This window comes from Accumulibacter sp., assembly GCF_023806635.1.
Taxonomy (GTDB): Bacteria; Pseudomonadota; Gammaproteobacteria; order Burkholderiales; family Rhodocyclaceae; genus Accumulibacter.
This window is the reverse complement of sequence record NZ_JAMTDQ010000029.1, coordinates 117461-138939: the sequence shown is the minus strand read 5'-3', so window position 1 is coordinate 138939 and position 21479 is coordinate 117461. Positions and strand designations below refer to the sequence as shown.

General features: G+C 67.9%; 19 protein-coding genes. 9 read left to right on the top strand and 10 right to left on the bottom strand.

Going from position 1 to position 21479, the window contains the following annotated elements:
- Positions 1–13: 13 nt before the first annotated feature.
- The gene (locus NFW30_RS05465; RefSeq protein WP_295352855.1) at positions 14–2179 is read right to left on the bottom strand and encodes an ABC transporter substrate-binding protein; all 2166 of its coding nucleotides are present in this window, start codon (positions 2177–2179) and stop codon (positions 14–16) included.
- 239 nt (positions 2180–2418) lie between these two features.
- On the opposite strand from NFW30_RS05465, the gene fabI reads away from it, so the two are divergent.
- On the top strand, positions 2419–3219 hold the full coding sequence (fabI, locus tag NFW30_RS05460) for an enoyl-ACP reductase FabI (protein WP_295352852.1): 801 nt from the start codon (positions 2419–2421) through the stop codon (positions 3217–3219).
- A 25-nt stretch (positions 3220–3244) separates the two neighbouring features.
- A complete protein-coding gene (locus NFW30_RS05455) occupies positions 3245–3799 on the top strand; it encodes a phosphoribosyltransferase family protein (RefSeq protein ID WP_295352849.1) in 555 nt (184 codons plus the stop codon).
- A 40-nt stretch (positions 3800–3839) separates the two neighbouring features.
- Here the strand turns inward: NFW30_RS05455 and NFW30_RS05450 are convergent, their stop codons facing one another.
- Positions 3840–4673 carry a class I SAM-dependent methyltransferase gene (locus NFW30_RS05450; protein WP_295352846.1) on the bottom strand — a complete coding sequence of 278 codons (834 nt, stop codon included), beginning with the start codon at positions 4671–4673 and terminating at the stop codon, positions 3840–3842.
- A gap of 310 nt (positions 4674–4983) precedes the next feature.
- Between NFW30_RS05450 and NFW30_RS05445 the strand changes: the two genes are divergently transcribed.
- Both NFW30_RS05445 and NFW30_RS05440 read left to right on the top strand, forming a co-directional pair.
- Positions 4984–5565: a tetratricopeptide repeat protein gene (locus NFW30_RS05445; protein WP_295352844.1), complete on the top strand. Its 582-nt coding sequence runs from the start codon at positions 4984–4986 to the stop codon at positions 5563–5565.
- A gap of 408 nt (positions 5566–5973) precedes the next feature.
- A complete protein-coding gene (locus tag NFW30_RS05440; RefSeq protein ID WP_295352842.1) occupies positions 5974–6945 on the top strand; it encodes an amidohydrolase family protein in 972 nt (323 codons plus the stop codon).
- A gap of 310 nt (positions 6946–7255) precedes the next feature.
- Here the strand turns inward: NFW30_RS05440 and NFW30_RS05435 are convergent, their stop codons facing one another.
- Positions 7256–7477, bottom strand: a complete 222-nt coding sequence (locus NFW30_RS05435) for a DUF433 domain-containing protein (RefSeq protein ID WP_295352840.1) — start codon at positions 7475–7477, stop codon at positions 7256–7258.
- A 229-nt stretch (positions 7478–7706) separates the two neighbouring features.
- On the opposite strand from NFW30_RS05435, the gene NFW30_RS05430 reads away from it, so the two are divergent.
- Positions 7707–8372: a hypothetical protein gene (locus NFW30_RS05430; protein WP_295371829.1), complete on the top strand. Its 666-nt coding sequence runs from the start codon at positions 7707–7709 to the stop codon at positions 8370–8372.
- Positions 8373–8652: 280 nt separating this feature from the next.
- Here the strand turns inward: NFW30_RS05430 and NFW30_RS05425 are convergent, their stop codons facing one another.
- From NFW30_RS05425 to NFW30_RS05405, 5 genes are all read right to left on the bottom strand, one after another.
- A complete protein-coding gene (locus NFW30_RS05425; RefSeq protein WP_295352834.1) occupies positions 8653–9798 on the bottom strand; it encodes an acyl-CoA dehydrogenase family protein in 1146 nt (381 codons plus the stop codon).
- Positions 9799–9814: 16 nt separating this feature from the next.
- Positions 9815–10639 (bottom strand): SDR family oxidoreductase, encoded by an 825-nt coding sequence (locus tag NFW30_RS05420; RefSeq protein ID WP_295352831.1) that lies wholly within the window; start codon positions 10637–10639, stop codon positions 9815–9817.
- Between the two features lie 40 nt (positions 10640–10679).
- Positions 10680–11867, bottom strand: a complete 1188-nt coding sequence (locus tag NFW30_RS05415; RefSeq protein ID WP_295352829.1) for a lipid-transfer protein — start codon at positions 11865–11867, stop codon at positions 10680–10682.
- A 31-nt stretch (positions 11868–11898) separates the two neighbouring features.
- Positions 11899–12657 (bottom strand): DUF3313 domain-containing protein, encoded by a 759-nt coding sequence (locus tag NFW30_RS05410; protein WP_295352828.1) that lies wholly within the window; start codon positions 12655–12657, stop codon positions 11899–11901.
- A gap of 293 nt (positions 12658–12950) precedes the next feature.
- Positions 12951–13796: a lytic transglycosylase domain-containing protein gene (locus tag NFW30_RS05405; RefSeq protein ID WP_295352826.1), complete on the bottom strand. Its 846-nt coding sequence runs from the start codon at positions 13794–13796 to the stop codon at positions 12951–12953.
- A 274-nt stretch (positions 13797–14070) separates the two neighbouring features.
- Between NFW30_RS05405 and ettA the strand changes: the two genes are divergently transcribed.
- The 4 genes from ettA to NFW30_RS05385 all read left to right on the top strand — a co-directional run bounded on the left by ettA (position 14071) and on the right by NFW30_RS05385 (position 19542).
- Positions 14071–15738 carry an energy-dependent translational throttle protein EttA gene (gene ettA, locus NFW30_RS05400; protein ID WP_295352825.1) on the top strand — a complete coding sequence of 556 codons (1668 nt, stop codon included), beginning with the start codon at positions 14071–14073 and terminating at the stop codon, positions 15736–15738.
- 230 nt (positions 15739–15968) lie between these two features.
- The gene (locus NFW30_RS05395; protein ID WP_295352823.1) at positions 15969–17027 is read left to right on the top strand and encodes a sodium:calcium antiporter; all 1059 of its coding nucleotides are present in this window, start codon (positions 15969–15971) and stop codon (positions 17025–17027) included.
- 389 nt (positions 17028–17416) lie between these two features.
- A complete protein-coding gene (locus NFW30_RS05390; protein ID WP_295352821.1) occupies positions 17417–18655 on the top strand; it encodes an L-serine ammonia-lyase in 1239 nt (412 codons plus the stop codon).
- A 188-nt stretch (positions 18656–18843) separates the two neighbouring features.
- Entirely contained in the window at positions 18844–19542 is a 699-nt protein-coding gene (locus NFW30_RS05385) for an NAD(P)H-binding protein (protein WP_295371826.1), read from the top strand.
- Positions 19543–19709: 167 nt separating this feature from the next.
- Here the strand turns inward: NFW30_RS05385 and NFW30_RS05380 are convergent, their stop codons facing one another.
- On the bottom strand, positions 19710–20711 hold the full coding sequence (locus NFW30_RS05380) for a 2-oxoglutarate and iron-dependent oxygenase domain-containing protein (protein WP_295352818.1): 1002 nt from the start codon (positions 20709–20711) through the stop codon (positions 19710–19712).
- Positions 20689–21468, bottom strand: coding sequence for a nucleoside 2-deoxyribosyltransferase domain-containing protein (locus tag NFW30_RS05375; RefSeq protein ID WP_295352816.1), 780 nt, complete (start codon positions 21466–21468; stop codon positions 20689–20691). The genes NFW30_RS05380 and NFW30_RS05375 overlap by 23 nt, the downstream gene beginning before the upstream one ends.
- Positions 21469–21479 lie beyond the last annotated feature (11 nt).

Sequence of the window (21479 nt, the reverse complement as noted above, 5' to 3'; positions counted from 1 at the left end):
GGCGTCGGGCGCATCAGCGGGCGGTTCCGCGTTCGCGCCGACGATGGGCGATCGCCGCCGGCAGCAACACTGCCAGCAGGAGCGCGGCGAGCAGCGCCAGCGGCCAGAGTACCGGCCGGTTCCACTCCTGCCGCAGGCGCTCCCTTGCGGCGGCATCGATCCGCTGGTACTTGAGGATGTTGTTGCCGACATCGGTCGGTTTGCGGTTGTGCAGCCAGACCTGACCCAGCGTGTAGCTCTTCGGATGGAAGCCGTAGATCCACGGCGCGTCATGCTGCAGCAGTGCGATCGCCTGGCGGATGATGGGCAGCCGCTCGGCGCCGCGCGGTCCGTCGCTCTCGAGATCCTTCATCTGTTCGAACAGTCGGTCGAACTCCGGATTGGCGTAGTTCGACGCGTTCTCGCCGGCCTTCGCCACCTTGCCCTCGCTACCCGCGAGCAGGAAGAGGAAGTTCTCCGGATCCGGGTAGTCGGCGTTCCAGCCGAGATAGTAGAGCTGCACCGCGCCCTTGCGGATCTTCTCCTGGAAGCGGTTGAAGTCGGTTGAACGAACGACGAGCTGGATGTCGAGCCGGGCGAACTGTCGCGTCAGCCAGTCGAGGCGCGACTTCTCGCCCATGCCGCCGGTCGTCGTGTCGAGGTTCAGTACCAGCGGTTCGCCGGTGACGGCGTTGCGACCGTTCGGCCAGCCGGCTTCGGCCAGCAGCCGCCTGGCTTCGGCCAGCGGCTTGCGCTGCGCGCGGCCATCGACCCAGTCGTAGACGACCGGATTGATCCCCTCGCGGCCATCGAGGTAACCGAAGATGCCCGGCGGCAGCGGGCTCGTCGCCGGGATGCCGCGACCGTTCATGAAGATCGAGATGAACTCTTCCTGGTCGATGGCAATCGACAGCGCCTGGCGCAGCTTCGTCGCCTGCTCGCCGAGCCCGCCGACGACCGGATCGAGCATGTTGAACCCCATGTAGAAGATCGACGCCCGCACACTCGTCAGCAGGCTGATCCCCTTGTCGCGCATCTCGTCGGTCAGCTGCACGTCACCGCCGACTGCCAGCCGTACCGCCTGGTCGAAGCTGTCGGAGGAAATCCCGGAGGCATCGTAATAGCCCTGCAGGAACTTGTTCCAGTAGGGAATGCTCTCCTTCTCGCGCGAATACACCGCCTGCTCGATGAACGGCAGTGGCTTGCCGCAATCGGCGAGCAAGCCCGCCGCCTCGTCACCCGGCTCGCCGTCGCAGGGATAGGTCTCGCCGTGGAAGTTCGGATTGCGGGTGAGCACCATGCGGCTGTTCGGATTGTTCTCCGTCAGCATGAACGGGCCGGTACCTACCGGATACCAGTCGAGCGTCAGGTTCTTCTCCGCCATTCCCGGCTGGTGGTAGAAACGGTCGACCTCGCGCGGCACCGGCGCGAAGAACGGCATCGCCAGCCAGTACGCGAACTGCGGATACTTGCCGTGCAGGCTGATGCGGTAGGTATGGCGATCGACGCGGCTGACGCCGGCGAGCGGAAAGCCGTCGAGGTCGATCCAGGCGCCGGCCGGCAGCTTCCTTGCCTCCTCCTGCAATGCCTCCCCCAACTCGCGCAGGCCGACGATGCGCTCGGCCATCATGCTGAAGATCGGCGAATGCAGCCGTGGGTGCGCCAGGCGCTTGATCTGATAAATGTAGTCGTCGGCGACCAGCTCACGGCTGCCCGTCTGCGCGAAGTCACCCAGCTTCTCGATGCCGCGCAGTTGCTCGCGATCGCCGGCGCGGTAGAGCGGCTGGCCGGCGGCATCCAGGGCAAAGGCCGGATGCGGCTGATAGCGGATGCCCGGCCGGAGCCGGATCTCGTAAACGCTGGTGGCGATCGCCGCCGCCGGCGCGTCGGCAGGCAGCTCGTTGCCGGCGGCGTCGAAGTAGCGCGGCACCGGCACCGCCTCGCTGGTCAGCGGAATCAACGTATAAGGCCGTTTCAGGTAGTGGTACTGCAACGGCGGTTCGTAGATCTGTGCCGTGAACGTGATCTCGTCCTCGCTGTAGGACTGCACCGGATCGAGGTGTTTCGGGCGTTCGGTGAACGCGGCGTAGAGGATGTTCCGGCCGCGCTCGGCACGCGGGTACGGATCGTTCTGCTCGCTGCCGCAGGCACACAGCAGCAGCGCGCCGATCAACGGCAGGGCACGACGAAAACGGGGCATGGGCGGCAGTTTATCGCGAACCGGCTGCGCATGGGTCGCCGCGGCCCACCGTGGCAACGCCGCGCGGCGCCTGCAGCGGGCCAACAGCAGCCTGCCGCACCCGGGTCAAGCGCCTGCGTCCCGTCGCTGCAGCGCCAGCGACGGGCTCCGGGCGTCGCCCGAAATCCTTTATAATCACGCGGTCAGGAAGATTCGAACAACGAGCTGCACGAGCAGCCAACTTTCGTTACGGAGAACACATGGGATTCCTCGCAGACAAGCGCATCCTGATCACCGGCGTGCTATCGAAGCACTCGATCGCCTATGGCATCGCCAAGGCCTGCAAACGGGAAGGCGCACAGCTCGCTTTCACCTATCAGAACGAACGCTTCAAGGATCGTCTAGCCAAGTTCGCGGCGGAATTCGGCAGCACCCTGATCTACCCCTGCGACGTCAGCGAGGACGCCGCGATCGACCAGCTCTTCGCCGACCTCGGTCGACAGTGGGACGGCCTCGACGGCTTGGTGCATTCGATCGCCTACGCCCCAGGCGAAGCGATCGAAGGCGACTTCCTCGACGGCATCACGCGCGACGCGTTCCGCATCGCCCACGACGTTTCCTCCTTCAGCTACCCTGCACTCGCCAAGGCTGCACGGCCACTGCTGCTGCGCGGCCACAACCCGGCACTGCTCGCGCTCTCCTACCTCGGCGCCGAGCGCACCCTGCCCAACTACAACACCATGGGCCTCGCCAAGGCGAGCCTCGAAGCCGCCACCCGCTACCTCGCCTTCTGCCTCGGCCCACAGGGAATCCGCGCCAACGCCATCTCGGCCGGACCGATCAAGACGCTCGCCGCATCCGGCATCGGCAACTTCTCCCGCCTGCTCGCCTACAACGCGCACAATGCCCCGCTGCGCCGCAACATCACCATCGACGAAGTCGGCAACGCAGCCGCCTTCATGCTCTCCGACCTCGCCAGCGGCATCACCGGCGAGATCATGTACGTGGACGGTGGTCTCAACACCACCGCCCTCGGCAACCCGGAGCCGCTGCCGGCCTGAAGCACGCTCGGCACGACTCCCGCCGATGAACGCCCCTACCCGCTCCTGCCTCTACGACGAACGGCAGCTCGAGCCGGTACTCGACAGCATGGCCGCCCGCCTCACCGGCTTGTTGGCCAGCGACGAAGACCTTGTCCTCGTCGGCATCCGGCGCCGTGGCGTGCCACTGGCCGCGATGCTCGCCGAGCACCTGGCAAGGCGCGGACTGCTGCGACCGGCGCTACGGCTCGAGCTGGTCGTCAAACGCTACGCTGACGATCTCAGCCTGCTCCATCCGCAGACCCGGCTCAGCGAAGACACGGCACCCACCGTCGCCGACCTCGCCGGGCGATGCGCGATCGTGGTCGACGACGTGCTCTATCGCGGACATTCGCTGCTGCGCGTCGTCCAGCATCTGGTCGGATGCGGCGCCGCACGGGTCATCAGCACGGTCCTCGTCGATCGCGGTGTCAGCGTCCTGCCGATCCACGCCGACGTCGCCGGCCTGCGACTCGACGTGCCCACGGGCTCGATCGTCGAGGTTCACGTACCTCCCTACGAAGCCGACTTCTCGATCGAACTGGTGCGCCCCGGCGACTAGTGCCCGTGTCCCGCTGGCTGCCCGGCCGTCGCCACCCTCGTCATTTCCGGACGAGGCACATCGTCACGTGCAGGCAGCGGAACAACGGTGACGCGACACGGTTGCACTCCGCTAGGTCACGCAGATGCGCCTCGCGGCCGCGGCGAATCGCCCACCGCGGGTTGAGCACGACGAGCGGAAAGGCCCACTTCGAGCGGCCGAGCGTCCCCTGTACCGCCGCGATGCCAAATCGCCGGCCGATCAGCTCGAAGTTCCTGCGCGCGAACGGCCACTCCCAGGCGGCGTCGTTCTGGAACGGCCGGAACATCGCCCGCAGCAGCCGTGACGCCCAGAAGGTGTTCAGCGGATCGTAGGTGATCATCCTGCCGCCAGGCTTCAGCCGCTGCTGCGCGGTCGCCAGGAACAGGTCGAAGTCCTCGAAATGATGTGCGACGCCCAACGCGTAGATGATGTCGAAGTCCCGCTCGGTGAAGTCGTCGGCGAGGAAATCGGCGCGATACGAACGCGCATGCTGCAGACCCTCCGCCAGCAGCGCCTGCTGGAAGCTCGCCGCCAGCCGCTCGCTGAGGTCGATCGCGTGGTACTCGCGACAGCGCCGGGCGATATCGATCGACAGCGCGTTGCCGCAACCGACGCCGAGGTCAAGGACCTTGCTGCCCGCCAGGTCGCCGAGCCACACCTGATGCAGATCGTCCGCCGCACTGCCGATTCCGGTTTCCTCGCGGAAGCGGTGCAGGCTGTCGCGCACCGCGCCCCAGATGCGCACCGGCAGACCCTGCCGGTCGCGCTGCACGTACAGATCGTGCTCGTAGAACTCGGCCTGCTGGCGATTGATCTCGAGCAGCCGCTGCCGTGACGATTCTTCGTTCTTCATCGATGACGCATTCGATCGGGTGCCCGCGCAACGCGAGCGTGGCGGCCGCAGCCGGAGGCCGCCGATTATCGCACCGATCCCCGCGGCGCACGCGCTCGGCAAGGGCCGCGCCTGGTTGCGGGACGTCGCGCCGGCAGGCACGCCTGGCCGACGTTCCGACGGCATGCGACAAACCGTCGCGCGACAATTTGCCTGATTACGGACAAGGCGGTTTGGGCTTAGGCTGCCGCTCTTAGTGCGCCCGTCAACCCGACCGCCAACCACCGCCCCGGGCGCAATCACGCGTCGGGGTCTCTTCCGGAGATCGACCATGAGCCTGCCGCTTTCTCGCCTCTGCCTTTCTTTCACCCTTGCCGCTTGCTGCCTCGCGGCCCATGCAGGGAGCGTCGACGACGACCTGCGCCTGGCTGCCCGGCTGCACAAGGGCGGCGAGACGACGCAGGCCATCAGGCTGTGGCAAGCGTGGGCCGACAGGGGGAACGCCGATGCGGCCTACAATCTGGCCGTCATCCACCACTACGGCGATGACGTGGCGCTCGATTACGGCACGGCGATGCAATGGTACCGAATCGCCGCCGCCCAGGGCGACAAGGTCTCGCAGTTCCAGATCGGCCTCATGTACCAGACAGGCCAGGGCGTTGCCGCCGACGCCGAGGAAGCCCATCGCTGGTTCACGATGCACCGGCGCCACCACCTCCACCACGAACACGATCCACAGATGGTGGCCTGGCGCCGACAGGCCCTGGCGCTGATCGCGGATCGGGATCGTCGCGAGCAGGCAGCCGCGTCGCGGCAGAACAGTCAGCAAGTCATCGCCGAACTGAGACAGCGTGCGCAAGTACCGACATCGTCAGGAAGCGAATTGCTCGCTGCCGGCAACACCGGCCGCTGAGAGGTTGTAAAGAAATCGTCGCGAGCAGGCCGAGATGCAAGGCGCGAGCGAGCGAACGACGAGACATATCAGATGGATAGGCGAGGAGTGAGCGAGTGAGCAACGCCGCAGATCGGTCGCGCAGTAGATTTATTCACAACCTCTGAGGTCGTCTGCCGGCCCCACCGGCGATGGCCGTTGCGACGCTCGCGGCGGCGGACGCGGGACGCCGCCGTCGTCGCTTCTCCGGCGCGGTCGGGAATGCACGGGCTGCGGCCCGGCTGCAGCCTGCAGGCCGCCGCACGGGATTTGCATACCGCGACGGCGTTTCCTATCCTTGTTGTGACATCCCCGATGTGCAGGGCGGCGCCGTCGTCGCAAGACTCGACGTGGCGAGACCGCCCTCCTGGCAATGTCCGAGGAGCAACAATGGAATCCGCCCCATTCCTTCCCCTCCGGCGTTTCCGCCGCTGCACCACCTCCCTCTGGCTTCTTGCCGCTCTCGCGGCGCCGCTGGCAGCAACTCCCGCCGCCGCCGAGGCTGTCCTCGGCGTCGACGGTGCCGGCAGGCTGCCGATCATCGACAGCCACTACCACATCGTCCAGGGTTTCGATGGCGCCGAGCTGCTGGCGGTGATGGACCGCAACGGCGTGCGCCTGGCCGGCGGCGCCGGCGGCAACAACATGGCGGCGATGATGGCGCTCGGCCGACGCTTCATCAGACCCGCCGGCCAGCACGCGTGGAAGAGCACGCACCGCAGCCTCGACGCGACGGACTTCGCCAACCCCGAGAGCCCCGCCGTGCAGCAGATGCTGGCCACCATCGAGGGAGAATTGCGTGACCGCGGCGCGCGCGTCATCGGCGAGATCCACGTCAATGCGCTGACCACTGCCGCCGACCCGAGCAGCCGCTTCAAGGTGGCGGCAGACAGCGGCACGCTGCAGGCGCTTTTCGCCCTCGCCGCCCGCTACGGCCGGCCACTCAACATCCATGCCCAATGGAACCACCCGGACACCGTCCGGCAGGTGGGCGCGCTCGCCGCGTCCAGCCCGCAGGCGCGGCTCATCGTCTCGCACTGCGGCAGCGTCTCGTCGGCCGCCGACATGCGCCGCTTCCTCGAGCAGTACCCGAACACCGCCTGCGACCTCTCGGCCCGCGGCTGGCCGCTGCAGAAGAACCGCTACGCCGTCTACGACGAGCGCACGCTGGAGCGTGACTGGCAGCAACTGATCGAGGACCACCCCGACCGCTTCGTCGTCGGTGTCGACCTGGCAGGGAACCCGCAGGACTACGAGACCAGCGTGCAGGCGATCCGCAACGGGCTGCTCGCCAACCTGACGCCAACGACGGCCGAGCAGGTGGCGCACCGCAACGCCGAAGCCTGGTTCGGGCTGCACTGACCGCTCGCTCGCCGGCGCGCGCGGCGAGCGGCGTCGCCGCGCGCGACCGCTTGCCTTTCGCCCTCCTGCAGCGTAGGGTCTCGCCGACGCCAACTCGCCGGAGCCTGCCGCATGCCGACCACCGGGATCACCATCCGGAACATCTTCCTCGCCTCGTCGGCCGAACTCGCCGACCATCGGCGCGAGTTCGAGAACGCCATCAGGCGCAGAAACGACATCTGGATCGAAAAGGGAGCCTACCTCCGCCTGACCGTCTGGGAAGGCAATGGCGCAGCGGCACTGGCGTACCCTGATCGAACACGATGCGCATCTACGCTGCCGCAAGCGAACTCCGGGCGGCGTGCTCGAGAACGCTCTTCGCCTGCTCAAGGCCGACGCCCGGAAACCACTGGACGAATTCGGCCACCGTGGCGCCCGCCTCGAGGTTCTCGAAGAGGGCCGCGACGGGCACCCGGGTGCTCCGAAAGACCCAGGCCCCGCTCACCACGTCAGGATGGCACTCTACGGCCGGACAGGTGGACCAATCGATCATCGGTTGATTCTAGCACTCTCTCCGGGCTGCATCGGCCCGGATTCAGGCGCCGTACGAACGATCGCGTGCGGCGTGATGCGCAGAGCTCAGGAAACTGGCAAAGGAAAGTGTAAAAATGGCGCCAGGCTCAGTTCAATCTGACGCCGCAGTGCCGAATGGGATCGCCAGCCTGAGCCCTTCTCTCCTACGCTGGAAGGCGGAGCAGCCGCCACCCTGGATCATCACGCGGATGCCGGCGACCGGGGTCGCCGGGCAGCGGACCAAGCGGCATGGCGAGATTTGTCGGGCGCCGAGGGAAAACAGCCGAAATCCAGGATTGACGAGCGGCAGGTGGAGCAAGGATACTCGCGCAATGGCGGTTGCATCTCCCATCCTTGAACTTGACTATCCCAGCCCGGACCGCCTGCGCATCCGCAAGCCCTTTCAGCCCGTCGCGCGCTGGGCGGGCACGGTCTTCCTGCTGGCCGGCGTCGTGTTCGGCGGCGTGGTGATGCTCAGCGGTCCTGGCGATGTGATGGTTCCGGTGCTGCTGGCGGCCTTCGCTGCTGTCTTCGTCATGGGTTCTTTTCTGCAGAGCGGTGAACAGGTGCTGGAGATCGACCGCACCACACGCCGTATCGTCTTTGCCTACCGCGCCGTCGGCCGCGTCTGGCGACTGGGCGGCCGCAGCCACCGCTTTTCCAGCCAGGGCCAACTGAGCCTGCGCGTGCGCGAGATCTCCGGCGACGGGAACAGTAGCCATCTGTACTGCGTGCGGCTCGATGAGGGCGGTGCCTCCATGGACCTCCTGTTCGCGCATTCCGAAGCGGAGGGCGAAGAGATCGCCGACATCATCAGCGACTGGCTGGGCATCGCGGTGCAGAACGGATGGCAGCCATGGCAAGCGCACGGCTGAAGCTGGCGAGTCACCAGCCATGGCAGTGTTGACGATCTGCGTCCGGATGATCGCGCCGCTGTGGTCGCCGGCGATCTTGACCGCCGCGGCGCCGAGCGCGTCGCCCGCGCCCTGCGCGACGGCGCCGCCACCGCGGACTTGGGCCTGCCGCGCGGGCGGCGGTCGCCGCGACGGCGGCGTCGAAGGTTGCCGCGTCGATGAACCCGGCGGCCAGCGCCTGCCGCAGCCCTCGCAGCGGGTCATTTACACTGTCACCTGAATTCCATGCTGTCCGCTGGGTTCATGGCAACTGCCGGGCGATCAGCTCCTTCATGATCTCGTTGCTGCCGCCGTAGATGCGCGCGGCGCGGGCGTCGGTCCAGGCGCGGGCGATCGGGTAGTCGAGCATGCAGCCGTTGCCGCCGTGCAGTTGCAGGCAGGCGTCGAGCACCTTGCACTGCAGGTCGGTGCACCAGTACTTGGCCATCGACGCCGCCGTCGCGTCGAGTTCGCCGCGGAGAAAGAGTTCGATGCAGCGGTCGACGAAGACGCGCGCCACCTGCACCTCGGTCAGCGCCTCGGCGAGGGTCAAGCGCGTGTTCTGGAACTGCATGATCGGCTGCCCGAAGGCCTGGCGTTCGCGGCAGTACCGGCTGGTCCATTCGATCGCCGCTGCCGCCTGCGCGACGGCGGTGATGGCGATCTGCAGCCGCTCCCACGGCAGTTCGTTCATCAGGTAGACGAAGCCGCGGTTCTCGTCGCCGAGCAGGTGGTCGAGCGGCACGCGCACGTCGTCGAAGAAGAGCTCGCCGGTGTCCTGCGCGCGCATGCCGATCTTCTTCAGCCGCCGCCCGCGACTGCAGCCGGGCCAGCGCATGTCGACCAACAGCAGGCTGATCCCCTTGCCGGCGGCGGCCGGATCGGTCTTGGCGACGACGACGACGAGGTCGCAGAGCGAGCCGTTGGTGATGAAGGTCTTGGCACCGTTGAGGACGTAGTGCTCGCCGTCGCGCAGCGCCGTCGTGCGGATTCCCTGCAGGTCGGAGCCGGCGCCGGGCTCGGTCATGGCGATGGCGCCGATCAGCTCGCCGCCCGCCATCCGCGGCAGCCACAGCCGGCGGATCGCCTCGCTGCCGTAATGCAGCAGATAGGGCGCGACGATCTCGGAATGCAGCGACCAGCCGAGCAGGTTCTGCACCGCGTTGCGCGCCAGCTGTTCGAAGAGGACGACGCTGTACAGCTTGTCGGCGCCGGCGCCGCCGTACTCCTCGGGCAGCGACGAGCAGAGGAAGCCGGCGCTGCCGGCGCGCCGCCAGAGTTCGCGGTCGACGTAGCCCTGTTCCTCGTAGCGCTCGTAATGCGGCGCCACTTCGAGCGCGATGAAGCGGTCGAGCGCCGCTGCGTACTGCCGGTGATCGTCGTCGAAGAGCGTGCGGGCGATCGCCATCGGACGTCGCTCGCGCCTAGATGCGGAAACCGCCGCCGCAGACGAGCAGTTCGCCGGAGACGTAGTTGGCTTCCGGGTAGCAGAGCATGACGATGGCGCCCGCCGCCTCTTCCGGCGTGCCGCCGCGGCCGAGCGGGATCATCGCCGCCATCTGCCGCAACAGGTCGGGGTTGACGCCGGCCTTGATCTGCCGCCCCTCGATGTCGAGCACCGCGTCGCCGGCGGCGGCACTCGTCAGCCGCGTGTTGATCAGGCCGAAGGCGACGCAGTTCACGTTCACGCGGTAGCGTCCCCATTCCTTCGCCAGCGTGCGCGTCAGGCCGACGATGCCGGCCTTGGCGGCGGCGTAGTTGGCCTGCCCGGCGTTGCCGCCGACACCGGCGATCGACGACACGTTGACCACCTTGCGGAAGGTCTCCTGGCCGCTCTCGCTCTCGCTCTTCGCTGCGGCGCGGAAGAAGTCGGCCGCCGCGCGCAGGATGCGGAACGGCGCCGTCAGATGGACGTCGAGCATCGCCTGCCATTGCTCGTCGCTCATCTTCTGGACGACGTTGTCCCAGGTGTAGCCGGCGTTGTTGATGATGATGTCGAGGCCACCGAACTGGCTGAGCGCCGTGTGCACGAAGCGCTCGGCGAAGTCGGCGGTGGTGACGCTGCCGACGCAGGCGACCGCCTGGCCGCCGGCAGCGACGATGTCGTTGACCGTCTCGGCCGCCGGTGTGCTGTCGACATCATTGACCACCACATGCGCGCCCTCCTCCGCCAGCTTGAGCGCCACCGCGCGACCGATGCCGCGGCCGGAACCGCTGACGATCGCCACCTTGCCTGCGAGTTTTGCCATCAATTGCTCCCTGTCGATTGAAACCGCCTCCGGCGGCGGCTCAGGCTGCCCGCTGGTAAAGCGTCACGACGCAGGCGCCACCAAGCCAGAGGTTGTGCTGCAGCGCGATGCGCGCGCCCGCCACCTGCCGTTCGCCGGCTTCGCCGCGCAACTGCTCGACCAGTTCGGCGCATTGTGCGAGCCCGGTGGCGCCGAGCGGGTGCCCCTTGCACAGCAGACCACCCGACGGGTTGGTCACCACCCGGCCGCCGTAGCTGTTGTCGCCGTCGGCGACGAACTGCTCGGCGCCGCCGTCCGGGCACAGCCGCAGCGCCTCGTAGCTGAGGACCTCGTTCTGGGCGAAGCAGTCGTGCAGTTCGACGACGTCGACGTCGCCGGGACCGATTCCCGCCTGCTCGTAGACGAGGTCGGCGGCCTCGCGGCTCATGTCGGCGCCGACCAGCGCCAGCATGCTGCGCTTGTCGAAGGTTCCCGGCCGGTCGGTAGTCATCGCCTGCGCGGCGATCACCACGCGCCGGTCGAGATTGCGACGGGCGGCAAAGGCGGGCGAGACGATGATCGCCGCCGCCGCACCGCAGGTCGGCGGGCAGGCCATCAGCCGCGTCATGCCGGCCTCGGCACAGATCAGCGGCGCCGCCAGCACCTCTTCCTCGGTCACCACCTTGCGCAGCAGCGCGCCGGGGTTGTGCGCGGCGTGCCGGCTGGCCTTGGCGCGCACGCTGGCGAACAGCCTGGCCGTCACGCCGTGGCGCTGCATGTACTCGACGCCGGCGCCACCGAAGTAGCGCAGCGCCAGCGGCACCGGGTAGGGAGCGATCTCGGCGCAGAGCTCGTCGAAACGCGCGAAGGGCGACGGCCGGTCACCCCAGTGCTCGGCGATCGCCCCGGGACGCATCTGCTCGAAGCCGAGCGCCAGCACGCAGTCCACCGCGCCCGCCTCGACCAGTTGCCGCGCCAGGAAGAGCGCGGTCGATCCGGTCGAGCAGTTGTTGTTGACGTTGACGATCGGGATGCCGCTCATGCCGACACCGTAGAGCGCGCGCTGGCCGGAGGTCGAATCGCCATAGACGTAGCCGACGATCGCCTGCTGCACGTCTTCGTAACCCAGGCCGGCATCGGCGAGCGCCCGCCGTGTCGCCGCCGCGGCCATCCGATCATAGCTCTCGGTCGCCCCCGGCTTGCCGAAGGGGATCGTGCCGACACCCGCCACCACCGCTTTTCCCTGCATCGCCTGCTCCTTCCCGATTCCTGCGGCGCGGCTATTGCGCCGGATTGACACCACGCAGCACGGCGAAGCGATCGGCGATCAGCTTCGCCCACTTGTCGAACGCGTTCTGCGCGTAGGCCCAGGCCTGGAACGAGTTCATGTAACCCTTGACCCAGGTGTCGGTCGCACCCTCGGCGCCCTCCTCGACCGCCGCCGCGTACTTGCGGCCGATCTGCGCGTCGGCGCATTCGGCGAGGATGCGGTTGGTCGCGCCATCGGTGAACTGGATCTCGATCCCGGTCTCGCCGAGGTACGGCGTCGATCCGGCCGGCCTGCCGCTGGCCGGACCGGAGGCCAGTTCGGCAGTGAATGCGTAGGGGATCGCCGTTCCCAGCAGGCTGCGGCTGACCTGCGTCGGTACCAGGTTGGTGACTGCGATGCGCAGCACGATGACCCCCGGACCCGGCTGCTCGGCGATCTGCATCTGCGGCTGCAGCGCTTTCACCAGCGCGGCGTGGAAGTAATCGACGAGCGCCTTCAGCTCGGTCGGATCGATCCCCTGTTGCTGGTCGGCCTTGAGGGTGACGACGATCCGGTTGATCAGCACCTTGTCGTAGGCCTTGAGGTCGAGCCCGGGCTGCCGCCAGCAAAGAGTGCCCTCGGCCCCCGGCGAAGGCGCCAGCGCCCTGTAGTCGGTGAGGAAGCCGCTGCGCGTGATGCGCGCCGGGTCACTGACGGTGACGTTGGTCGCCGGGCCGGCGCAGCCGGCGAGCAGCAGCGTCGCCGCCAGGCTGCGAACGGTGCCGCGCACGCGGCGGTCCGCCCGCCGGCACGAAGAACTGCTCGGGGTGGCGGGGGGATGAACTCGATGCGCGGCTGCCATGATCGTTTCTCTGGTAGGGGGGATGGATATTGTACCGCCGCAGCACGCCCTTCCGACGGACGGCGGCTCGACGCCCGCAACGCGCGGCGTCGGCCGGCGTTCGTTCGCTGGCAATGGCACTGCTTGAGGCGCCGGCAGATGCCGGCGACGGTTTGACGGTGCATGCCCGTCGCCATGTTGAAAAAACAAGGCGTCACCGGCGCTGTAACGACAGGCCGGCATCAGCGCGCAGGAGCTGATTCCGGCACATCGCGCCGCCCGGGCAGCTTCATGTAGATGCGCTGACCGCCGGCAGCCGAACGGGTGAAGATCGACGGCGGTGCCGCCTTCCGAGTCAGCGTGTTGCCCTGGTAGAGCTGATGGAACTGCGTCACGAGCTGGACGTAGCTCATCGTTTCCGGGTATGGCGGCACTTGGTTGCGGTGCTGCTGCACGGCTCCCTGGCCCGCGTTGTAGGCGGCCAGAACCAGCTGCGGATCGTTCGGGAACAGCTTGCCGAGGTCGCGCAGGTAACGCGCGCCGATGCGGATGTTGGTCTTCGGATCGGCCAGCTTTTCCTCCAGGCTCTGCTGCCGATCCGCCTGCAGACCGTACTGCCCGGCGGTCGCCGGCATCACCTGCATCAGTCCGATGGCGCCCTTGGGTGATACGGCATCCGGGTTGAAGGCGGATTCGGCAGCCATCACCGCCTTCAGCAGCGCGGCATCGACGGCGAACTCGTCGCTCGCGCGCTTGATCAGCGGCTCGAACTTCTTCAGGTTGGGATGCTGCGACAGGTAGCGCAGCAGTTCCGGCTTGCCTGGCCCGCTCGGTGCCGACAGCGACGTGCGCGCGGCGTCGCCCTGCAGGAAAAGCCTGTAGCGCGAATCGAGCTGCTCGGTCGCGAAGTGCGCTATCCCCTGCTCATCGACATAGCCCCAGATGCTGGCGACTGCGCCGGCCGGCAACAATGCATGCAGCAACAGCAACAGGCTGCCGAGCACGGCCCGCCAGCGCTGGCACCGGCGACCGGCGGCGCGGACCTCGCGAGCGATTGCGAATGGTGGCGGATGGATGCTCGATGTCATGCGGGATTCGTCTTCAGCGCCGCCGCCGGACCGGCTGGCAGGACGCCGCGGCAGGCATGCGGGCAGGACCGACGGCCGTCGAGGCCCGCATCGGCGTAACGGGCCGAGTATGCCCGGCGGCTGCGAGCGCTGTCAATCGCCCTGCCGCGCGTCAGCGTGGCGGGTCGGTTCACCACCTGCAACGCGCAGCGGCAGACTCGGGTAAACTCGCGCCTTCGCCGCCGGAACTGCCGCCGGTTTCCCGCAACCCGTTCCCGACCTCCGATCGACAGCCATGGCTCAATATGTATTCACGATGAACCGCGTGGGCAAGATCGTCCCGCCCAAGCGCCAGATCATCAAGGACATCTCGCTCTCCTTCTTCCCCGGTGCCAAGATCGGCCTGCTCGGCCTCAACGGATCCGGCAAGTCGACGGTGCTGCGCATCATGGCCGGCGTCGACCGCGACATCATCGGCGAAGCAACGCCGATGCCCGGGCTGAACATCGGCTATCTGCCGCAGGAGCCGCAGCTCGACCCGGGCAGGACCGTTCGCCAGGAAGTCGAGTCGGGACTTGGCGACGCCTTCGCCGCGCAGGCGATGCTCGACGCCGTCTACGCCGCCTACGCCGAGCCCGACGCCGACTTCGACAAGCTCGCCGAGGAGCAGGCGCGGCTCGAGGCGATCATCGCCAGCAGCGGCGGCGCCGACCTCGAGAACCAGCTCGAGCTCGCTGCCGACGCGCTGCGGCTGCCGCCCTGGGAGGCGCTGATCGGCAATCTCTCCGGCGGCGAGAAGCGGCGTGTCGCGTTGTGCAGGCTGCTGCTCTCGAAGCCCGACATGCTCCTGCTCGACGAGCCGACGAACCACCTCGACGCCGAGTCGGTCGACTGGCTCGAGCAGTTCCTCGTCCGCTTCCCCGGTACCGTCGTCGCCGTGACGCACGATCGCTACTTCCTCGACAACGCGGCCGAATGGATCCTCGAACTCGACCGCGGCCACGGCATCCCGTGGAAGGGCAACTACTCGAGCTGGCTCGAACAGAAGGAGGCGCGACTGGAAAGCGAAGCGCGCCAGGAAGCCGGGCGCATCAAGGCGATGAAGCAGGAACTCGAGTGGGTGCGGCAGAACCCGAAGGCGCGGCAGGCGAAGAGCAAGGCCCGGCTGGCGCGTTTCGAGGAGCTGTCGAACGTCGAGTACCAGAAGCGCAACGAGACGCAGGAGATTTTCATCCCGGTCGGCGAGCGCCTTGGCAGCAAGGTGATCGAGTTTTCCAACGTCAGCAAGTCCTTCGGCGACCGCCTGCTGATCGACCGGCTGAGTTTCAGCGTGCCGCCGGGCGCGATCGTCGGCATCATCGGCCCGAACGGCGCCGGCAAGTCGACACTGTTCCGCATGCTCACCGGCCGCGAGCAGCCCGACTCGGGCGAGATCGACATCGGCGAGACCGTCCGCCTCGCCTACGTCGACCAGAGTCGCGACTGCCTCGACGGCGACAAGACGGTATTCGAGGAGATTTCGGGTGGCGCCGACATCCTCACGGTCGGCAAGTACGAAACACCGGCGCGCGCCTACATCGGCCGCTTCAACTTCAAGGGCGCCGACCAGCAGAAGCGGGTCGGCCAGCTCTCGGGTGGCGAGCGCGGACGGCTGCACATGGCGAAGACGTTGATCGCCGGCGGCAACGTCCTCCTGCTCGACGAGCCGTCGAACGACCTCGACGTCGAAACGCTGCGTGCGCTCGAGGACGCGCTGCTCGAGTTCGCCGGCTGCGTGCTGGTGATCTCGCACGACCGCTGGTTCCTCGATCGCATCTGCTCGCACATCCTCGCCTGCGAGGGCGATTCGCAATGGAGCTTCTTCAGCGGCAACTACCACGAGTACGAGGAAGACAAGCGACGCCGCCTCGGCGATGAAGCCGCCCGCCCGAAGCGCATCCGCTACCGGCCGATCACGCGCTAGTCTTTCGTTCCGCCAACCGGATGAGCGGTGAAGCCGATGCATTCGCGTCTCCGACCAGGCGCCAGCCGTAGCCATGGCCGGCTCCATGGCGACGATTGGCGACGCCACATGCCGCGAGACCACGCGACTTTGACAGCATCGGCCTGGCGAACCGAACGCCTGGGGCGGCGCGACAGCGCCACCCGTCACCCTCCACCACCAACAACAACCAAACCGTGAGGAAACTGCCAATGAACCAGCTCGGAATTCCCGCCCTTCTGCTCGTCTTCGCTGCCGCCGCCGTCGCGACCTGGATCGCCGGCGTCTGGCTGGCGAGGGCGACCGACGTGCTGGACGACCGCTTCGGTCTCGGCGAGACGATCGGCGGCATGGTCCTGCTGTCGATCACCGGCGCTCTGCCCGAACTGGCAATCACGATCAGCGCGGTCACCAGTGGCCATCTGGACATCGCCGCCGGGAACCTGATCGGCGGCGTCGCCATGCAGACCCTGGTACTGGTCATTGCCGACCGCTTCGTCACCGGCTCGCGCCCGCTGTCCACCGTCTCGGCATCGCTGCTCCCGGCACTCGAGGGCGTTCTCGTCATCGCCGTCGTCGGCATCACCGTGATGAGCGGACTGCTTCCCGCCTCCGCCGCAGTCGGGCCAATCGGCGTCGGGAGCATCGCAATCTTCGTCGTCTGGCTGGTCGGCATGCTGGCTCTTGCCCGCTGTCGTGACCGGAAGGACATGGATCTCGTGATCCCTGCCGAACCGGCCACGACAACGACGGAAGCGGCAATCGATCGAGCGGGCAAGGGCAATGCCCTCGAGAATGCCAGCACGGCCCGGAACGTGGTGATCTTCGTCGCCGCTTCGGTGGTGACGCTGATCGCCGGCGTCGTTCTCGAGCAGAGCGGCGACCGCCTGGCCGATCTGATGGGCATCAACGGCGTACTCTTCGGCGCGACCGTCCTGGCATTCGCCTCGGCCCTGCCGGAGATCAGCACCGCCGTCACCGGCGTGCAGATGAAGAGCTACACGCTCGTCTTCGGCGACATCTTTGGCGGCAACGCCTTCCAGCTCATTCTCTTCGTCCTCGCCGACCTCCTCGCCGGGCAACCCGTGCTGACGCACGAAGGACGCGCGAACGCGTGGATCGGCATGATCGGGCTGGTGATGACGACAGTGTATGTGGCCGGCATCCTGCTGCGCCACCCGCGGCGCTACTGGGGACTCGGTGCCGATTCGTGGGCCGCCCTGCTGATCTACGTCCTCGGCACCTGGGGCTTCGTCCTGGTCTCCGGCTGAACGGGGACAGCATACTGGATTCCGGTGACAGTATATTGAATAGGGCTTCGCGCTGACCATGAACGTGCGCCGTTGCCGTCGGCGACCCGCTGCGCCACCGCGCCCGGCGTGCGCCGGTCTTGCCGGCGAGCGCGAACCGACAGTGCCGCGCACGGCCTCGGCGGAGACGGCTCGTGGTCCGTGCAGGCATCGCTGAGCGGCGCTGCGACAGCCGCCACGGAGACCACGATGCATGCGGCAGCCGCCAACGAAGGCGGCCGCTGGTCGCGGAGGTCGTTTTCGCGTCGGCGGCACGGACCGCGGTGGAGGTACGACCACACGTCGGCACCACTCTCCGGGAGTGGGCTGGTGGACGATTTCGTGCAACGAGCGGGAGGCACCACAGACCGATGAAATCCCTGCAGGAACTCTTTCGCATCGGCCTCGGCCCCTCGAGCAGCCACACCATGGGGCCGCGTTTCGCCGCGACGGCGTTCAGCGCCGCCAACCCGACGGCTGCACGCGTGCGCGTCACGCTTTACGGCGCGCTGGCGGCCACCGGTCGGGGCCACCTGACCGACGTGGCCGTCAGCGCGCCGTTCTCGCCGACACCGGTCGATATCGTCTGGCTACCTGAACAGTCGTTGCCGCGTCACCCGAACGGGATGCGGTTCGAGGCGCTCGATGGCAGCGGCTGGATCCTGGCGACGCGCGTCACCTACTCCGTGGGCGGCGGCGCGCTGCTCGACGAGGACGGGCAGAGCGACGGCGGCTGCGAGATCTACCCCCATGCCGGCATGGACGCGATACTCGAAGAGACCGAGCGTGAAGGGCTGCGCATCTGGGAGATCGTCGACCGCCACGAAGGGCCGGCGATCTGGCCCTACCTCGCCAGCGTCTGGAAGAGCATGCAGCGGACGATTGCAACCGGGCTGAACGCCGAAGGGCGTCTGCCCGGAGAACTCAAGGTGCCGCGCAAGGCTTCCGCCTATCACGCCCGCGCGCAGAGCCTCTCCGGCTACTTCGGCCAGACAGCCCTGCAGTTTGCCTATGCGCTGGCCGTATCGGAAGAAAATGCCGCCGGCGGCGAGGTGGTGACGGCGCCCACCTGCGGTGCCTGCGGGGTGCTGCCCGCGGTCCTCTTCTTCCTGCAGCGGAACGCGCGCTTGCCAGACGGGAAGATACATCGCGCGCTGGCGACAGCGGGCATGATCGGCAACATCGTCAAGCGCAACGCGTCGATCTCGGGAGCCGAAGTCGGCTGCCAGGGCGAGGTTGGCACCGCCTGCGCGATGGCGGCCGGCGCCGCCGCGCAACTCCTGGGCGCTTCGGTGCGGCAGATCGAGTATGCGGCCGAGATGGGGCTGGAACATCATCTGGGCCTGACCTGCGACCCGATCGGCGGTTACGTTCAGATCCCCTGCATCGAACGCAACGCCATCGCCGCCGTCCGCGCGGTCGACTGCGCGGCCTACGCCCTGCTCTCCGATGGTCACCACCTCGTCTCCTTCGACGAGGTGGTCCGGACGATGTGGGAAACCGGCCGCGACCTAAAGGCGAGTTACCGGGAGACCGCGCGCGGAGGCCTGGCCCGGGTCCACGCCCTGCGCAGGAAGGACTCCGGGCCGTTCCGCGACATGGGGAGTTGAGGACCCGGCCGCGCGATGGTCCGCCGCGAGCCAACAGTCGCCGATTGCCGGCAGCCGTCGCGATGCGGCAGCAGCGACGACGCCGGTGCCTGCATCCGGACGCACCCCTGCTGCGTATGGATGGCAGGGAAGGATTCGCATCCGGCGACCCTGGCCCCCGGCCCCTCTCGCCCACGATGGATTGGCTGATGACGCTGACTCGACCTGCATCGACAGTCGCCACTCCGATGGCAGCGACGTCCGCCGCCGTGGTACTGACCGGCGGCACCGGTTATCTCGGCACATCCCTGGCGAAGCGACTGCTCACGCGCGGGCACCACGTCCGGCTCGTGGTGCGTGCCGCCACAGCGGGGCGCGCCGCGCCCGGTGCAGAGCTCATCGTCGGCAACGCGCTCGACAGCGACTCGATCGCCAGCGCCCTGCACGCGGGCGACACGTTGGTTCATCTGGTCGGTACGGCGCATCCCAACCCGGCCAAGGCGGCGGAATTCGAAGCGGTCGACCTCGCGTCGGTCCGCGCGGCGGTCGACGCGGCCGCGCGGGCCGCGATCTCCCACCTCGTCTACGTCAGCGTAGCGCAGCCGGCACCGGTGATGCGCGCCTACGTCGCCGCCCGCGCCGCCGCTGAGGTGGCGATCGCCGGCAGCGGCGTGCGCGCGACGATCCTGCGTCCGTGGTACGTCGTTGGCCCGGGGCATCGCTGGCCGCTCATCCTGACGCCGCTCTACGCCTTGGCGGCGTCTGTTCCGCACTGGCGCGAGGCTGCCGAGCGCCTCGGCCTGGTCAGTCTGGAGCAGATGACCCGGGCACTCGTCCGGGCAATCGAAGAGCCGCCGGCGTCAGCGCTGGCAGTCGTCGAGGTCCCGGGAATCCGGGCCGCCGGCTGATGCCGCTGCCGCACCGCAGTCAGACCCGCGCGCGGCGGTGCCTTTGGCCGACGCGCATCCGATCGCCGACGACTGCGGCTGCCGGTGGACGCGGGTGCGCGGGCGAGGATCACACTTCTCGGGCGACGGTTAGCGACCGCTGGAAAATCCGACAGTTATGTATACTGTCACCGCAATAGGCATCGCAATAGGCATCGGGGGTCGTGGCACCAGCCGCCCAGTCCCTTCCGCCGCCACTCGCTGTCGCCGAAGACGAAGGCTTCGCAGGCTGCCCCCAGCGGCACTACCCGGTGGATGTGTTCCTTTTCCGGGGCTTGCGGCGCAAGCGGCCCGGGCGGGATGGGCAGCGGCTCGATGCGGGCGTCCAGCGGCGGATTGATGAAGGCCGGGACGGAAACGCGGTGGCGGGTCAACGGGCTGATGACGCGGTGCGGCGCCGCCCGGAAATGACCGCGGCTCTGGATTTCGAGCAATTCCCCGACGTTGACCGCGAGCATCTCCGGCTGCGCAGGAACCGGCCACCAGTCGCCGTTGCGATCCTGCACTTCGAGTCCACCGGTCGAATCCTGCAGGAGGATGGTGATCCAGCTCCAGTCGCAATGCGCGGCGACGCCGTTGCGCCGGCTTCCTCCGGGCTCGACATGATAGGAAATCAGCTTCAGCAGCAGATACGGCGGCTCGTCGGAGAGCCTTTCGAAGTGCCCGCGTGGCAGGCCCAGCCATTCGCCCAGGGCGTCCAGCAAGTGGAAACCGAGCGCCTGGACCGCTGCCATGTAGCGCAACAGCGTGTCCGCAAACACGTCATCGGGCCAGGGATTGCCGCCGGCAAGGCGGTAGTGGTCCGGTTTGCCCGGCGACCACGCGCCCTCGGGCCACTCGCACGCGAAATGAAGCTGCTCGCGCCAGTCGCGGCTGTTCCGCATCCGCGAAAAGCCGCGATGATTCGTCGAATGACTGATGTGCAGGCGTTCCTTGTCCGCCGCCGGACGAGCGAAGAAAGCGGCCGCATCGGCGAGAACCGCGGTGCACAGATCAGCCGGGATGGCATGGTTCTGCAGCAGCAGGAAGCCCTCGTCGCGGCACGCCGCGCCGAGCCCGCGCACGAAGGCCGCGCGAGCAGTCGCGCCCGCGGCCATCGCCGCCGCGTCAAGGGTGACCGGATGCGGCATCGACCGGAAGCTGGAAATGCGGGTCGAAAACCAACCTGTCGTCGACTCGGAAACGCTCGCGCAACTCGTGTTCCTCCCAGGTGAGCGCCGCCTTGAGGAGCGTCCGCACCACTTCGTCCGGCGTCGCTTCGCGCTCGATCAGCCAGCGGCGCCCGAGCATGGTCTCGCTGGCGCCGGTGCGGGAGTCGCATTCCGCCTTGCTGATGCGCACGCTGAGATGCCCGGCAATGGCTTCCGGGATGAACGAATAGCCCGGCACCGAGACCCGCCGCAACACGGTCGTCAGCCTGTCGAGGTTGAGTTCCCTTGCCGCCTGCCGCGCCAGCTCGATGGCGTGTGCCGTCGCATCGGCGACGCTGGCAAACACCGCGACGCCGTGCTTCTCGGCCATGGCGCGGAGAAAGACACGGCCACGGTTGATGTCGTCGATCTCCCGGCGCGCCAGCCTCCTGCCATGCAGTACCGCGTCAGCGGGGAGATCGGTCAGGGCGAGAGCCAGTCTGCCGCGCTGGCCGATGCGGTAGGCGCACTCCGCCACGCTGGCGACGCCACAGGTGGATTCGTTGACGACGAACAACCAGACATCGGCGGCGGAGCGGGCTTCCATTTCGGCGTACTGATGGGCCGGGGTCCACTCGCCGTCGGCCAGTTGCGGGTCGTGGAAGCTGACACCGGCCGCACGCAACAGCGGGATGGCGACATCCGCCCGCCAGGTGGTCGTTCCGCAAGCGCCGCCGAGAAAAACCTGTATCGACATGGTGGACCTTT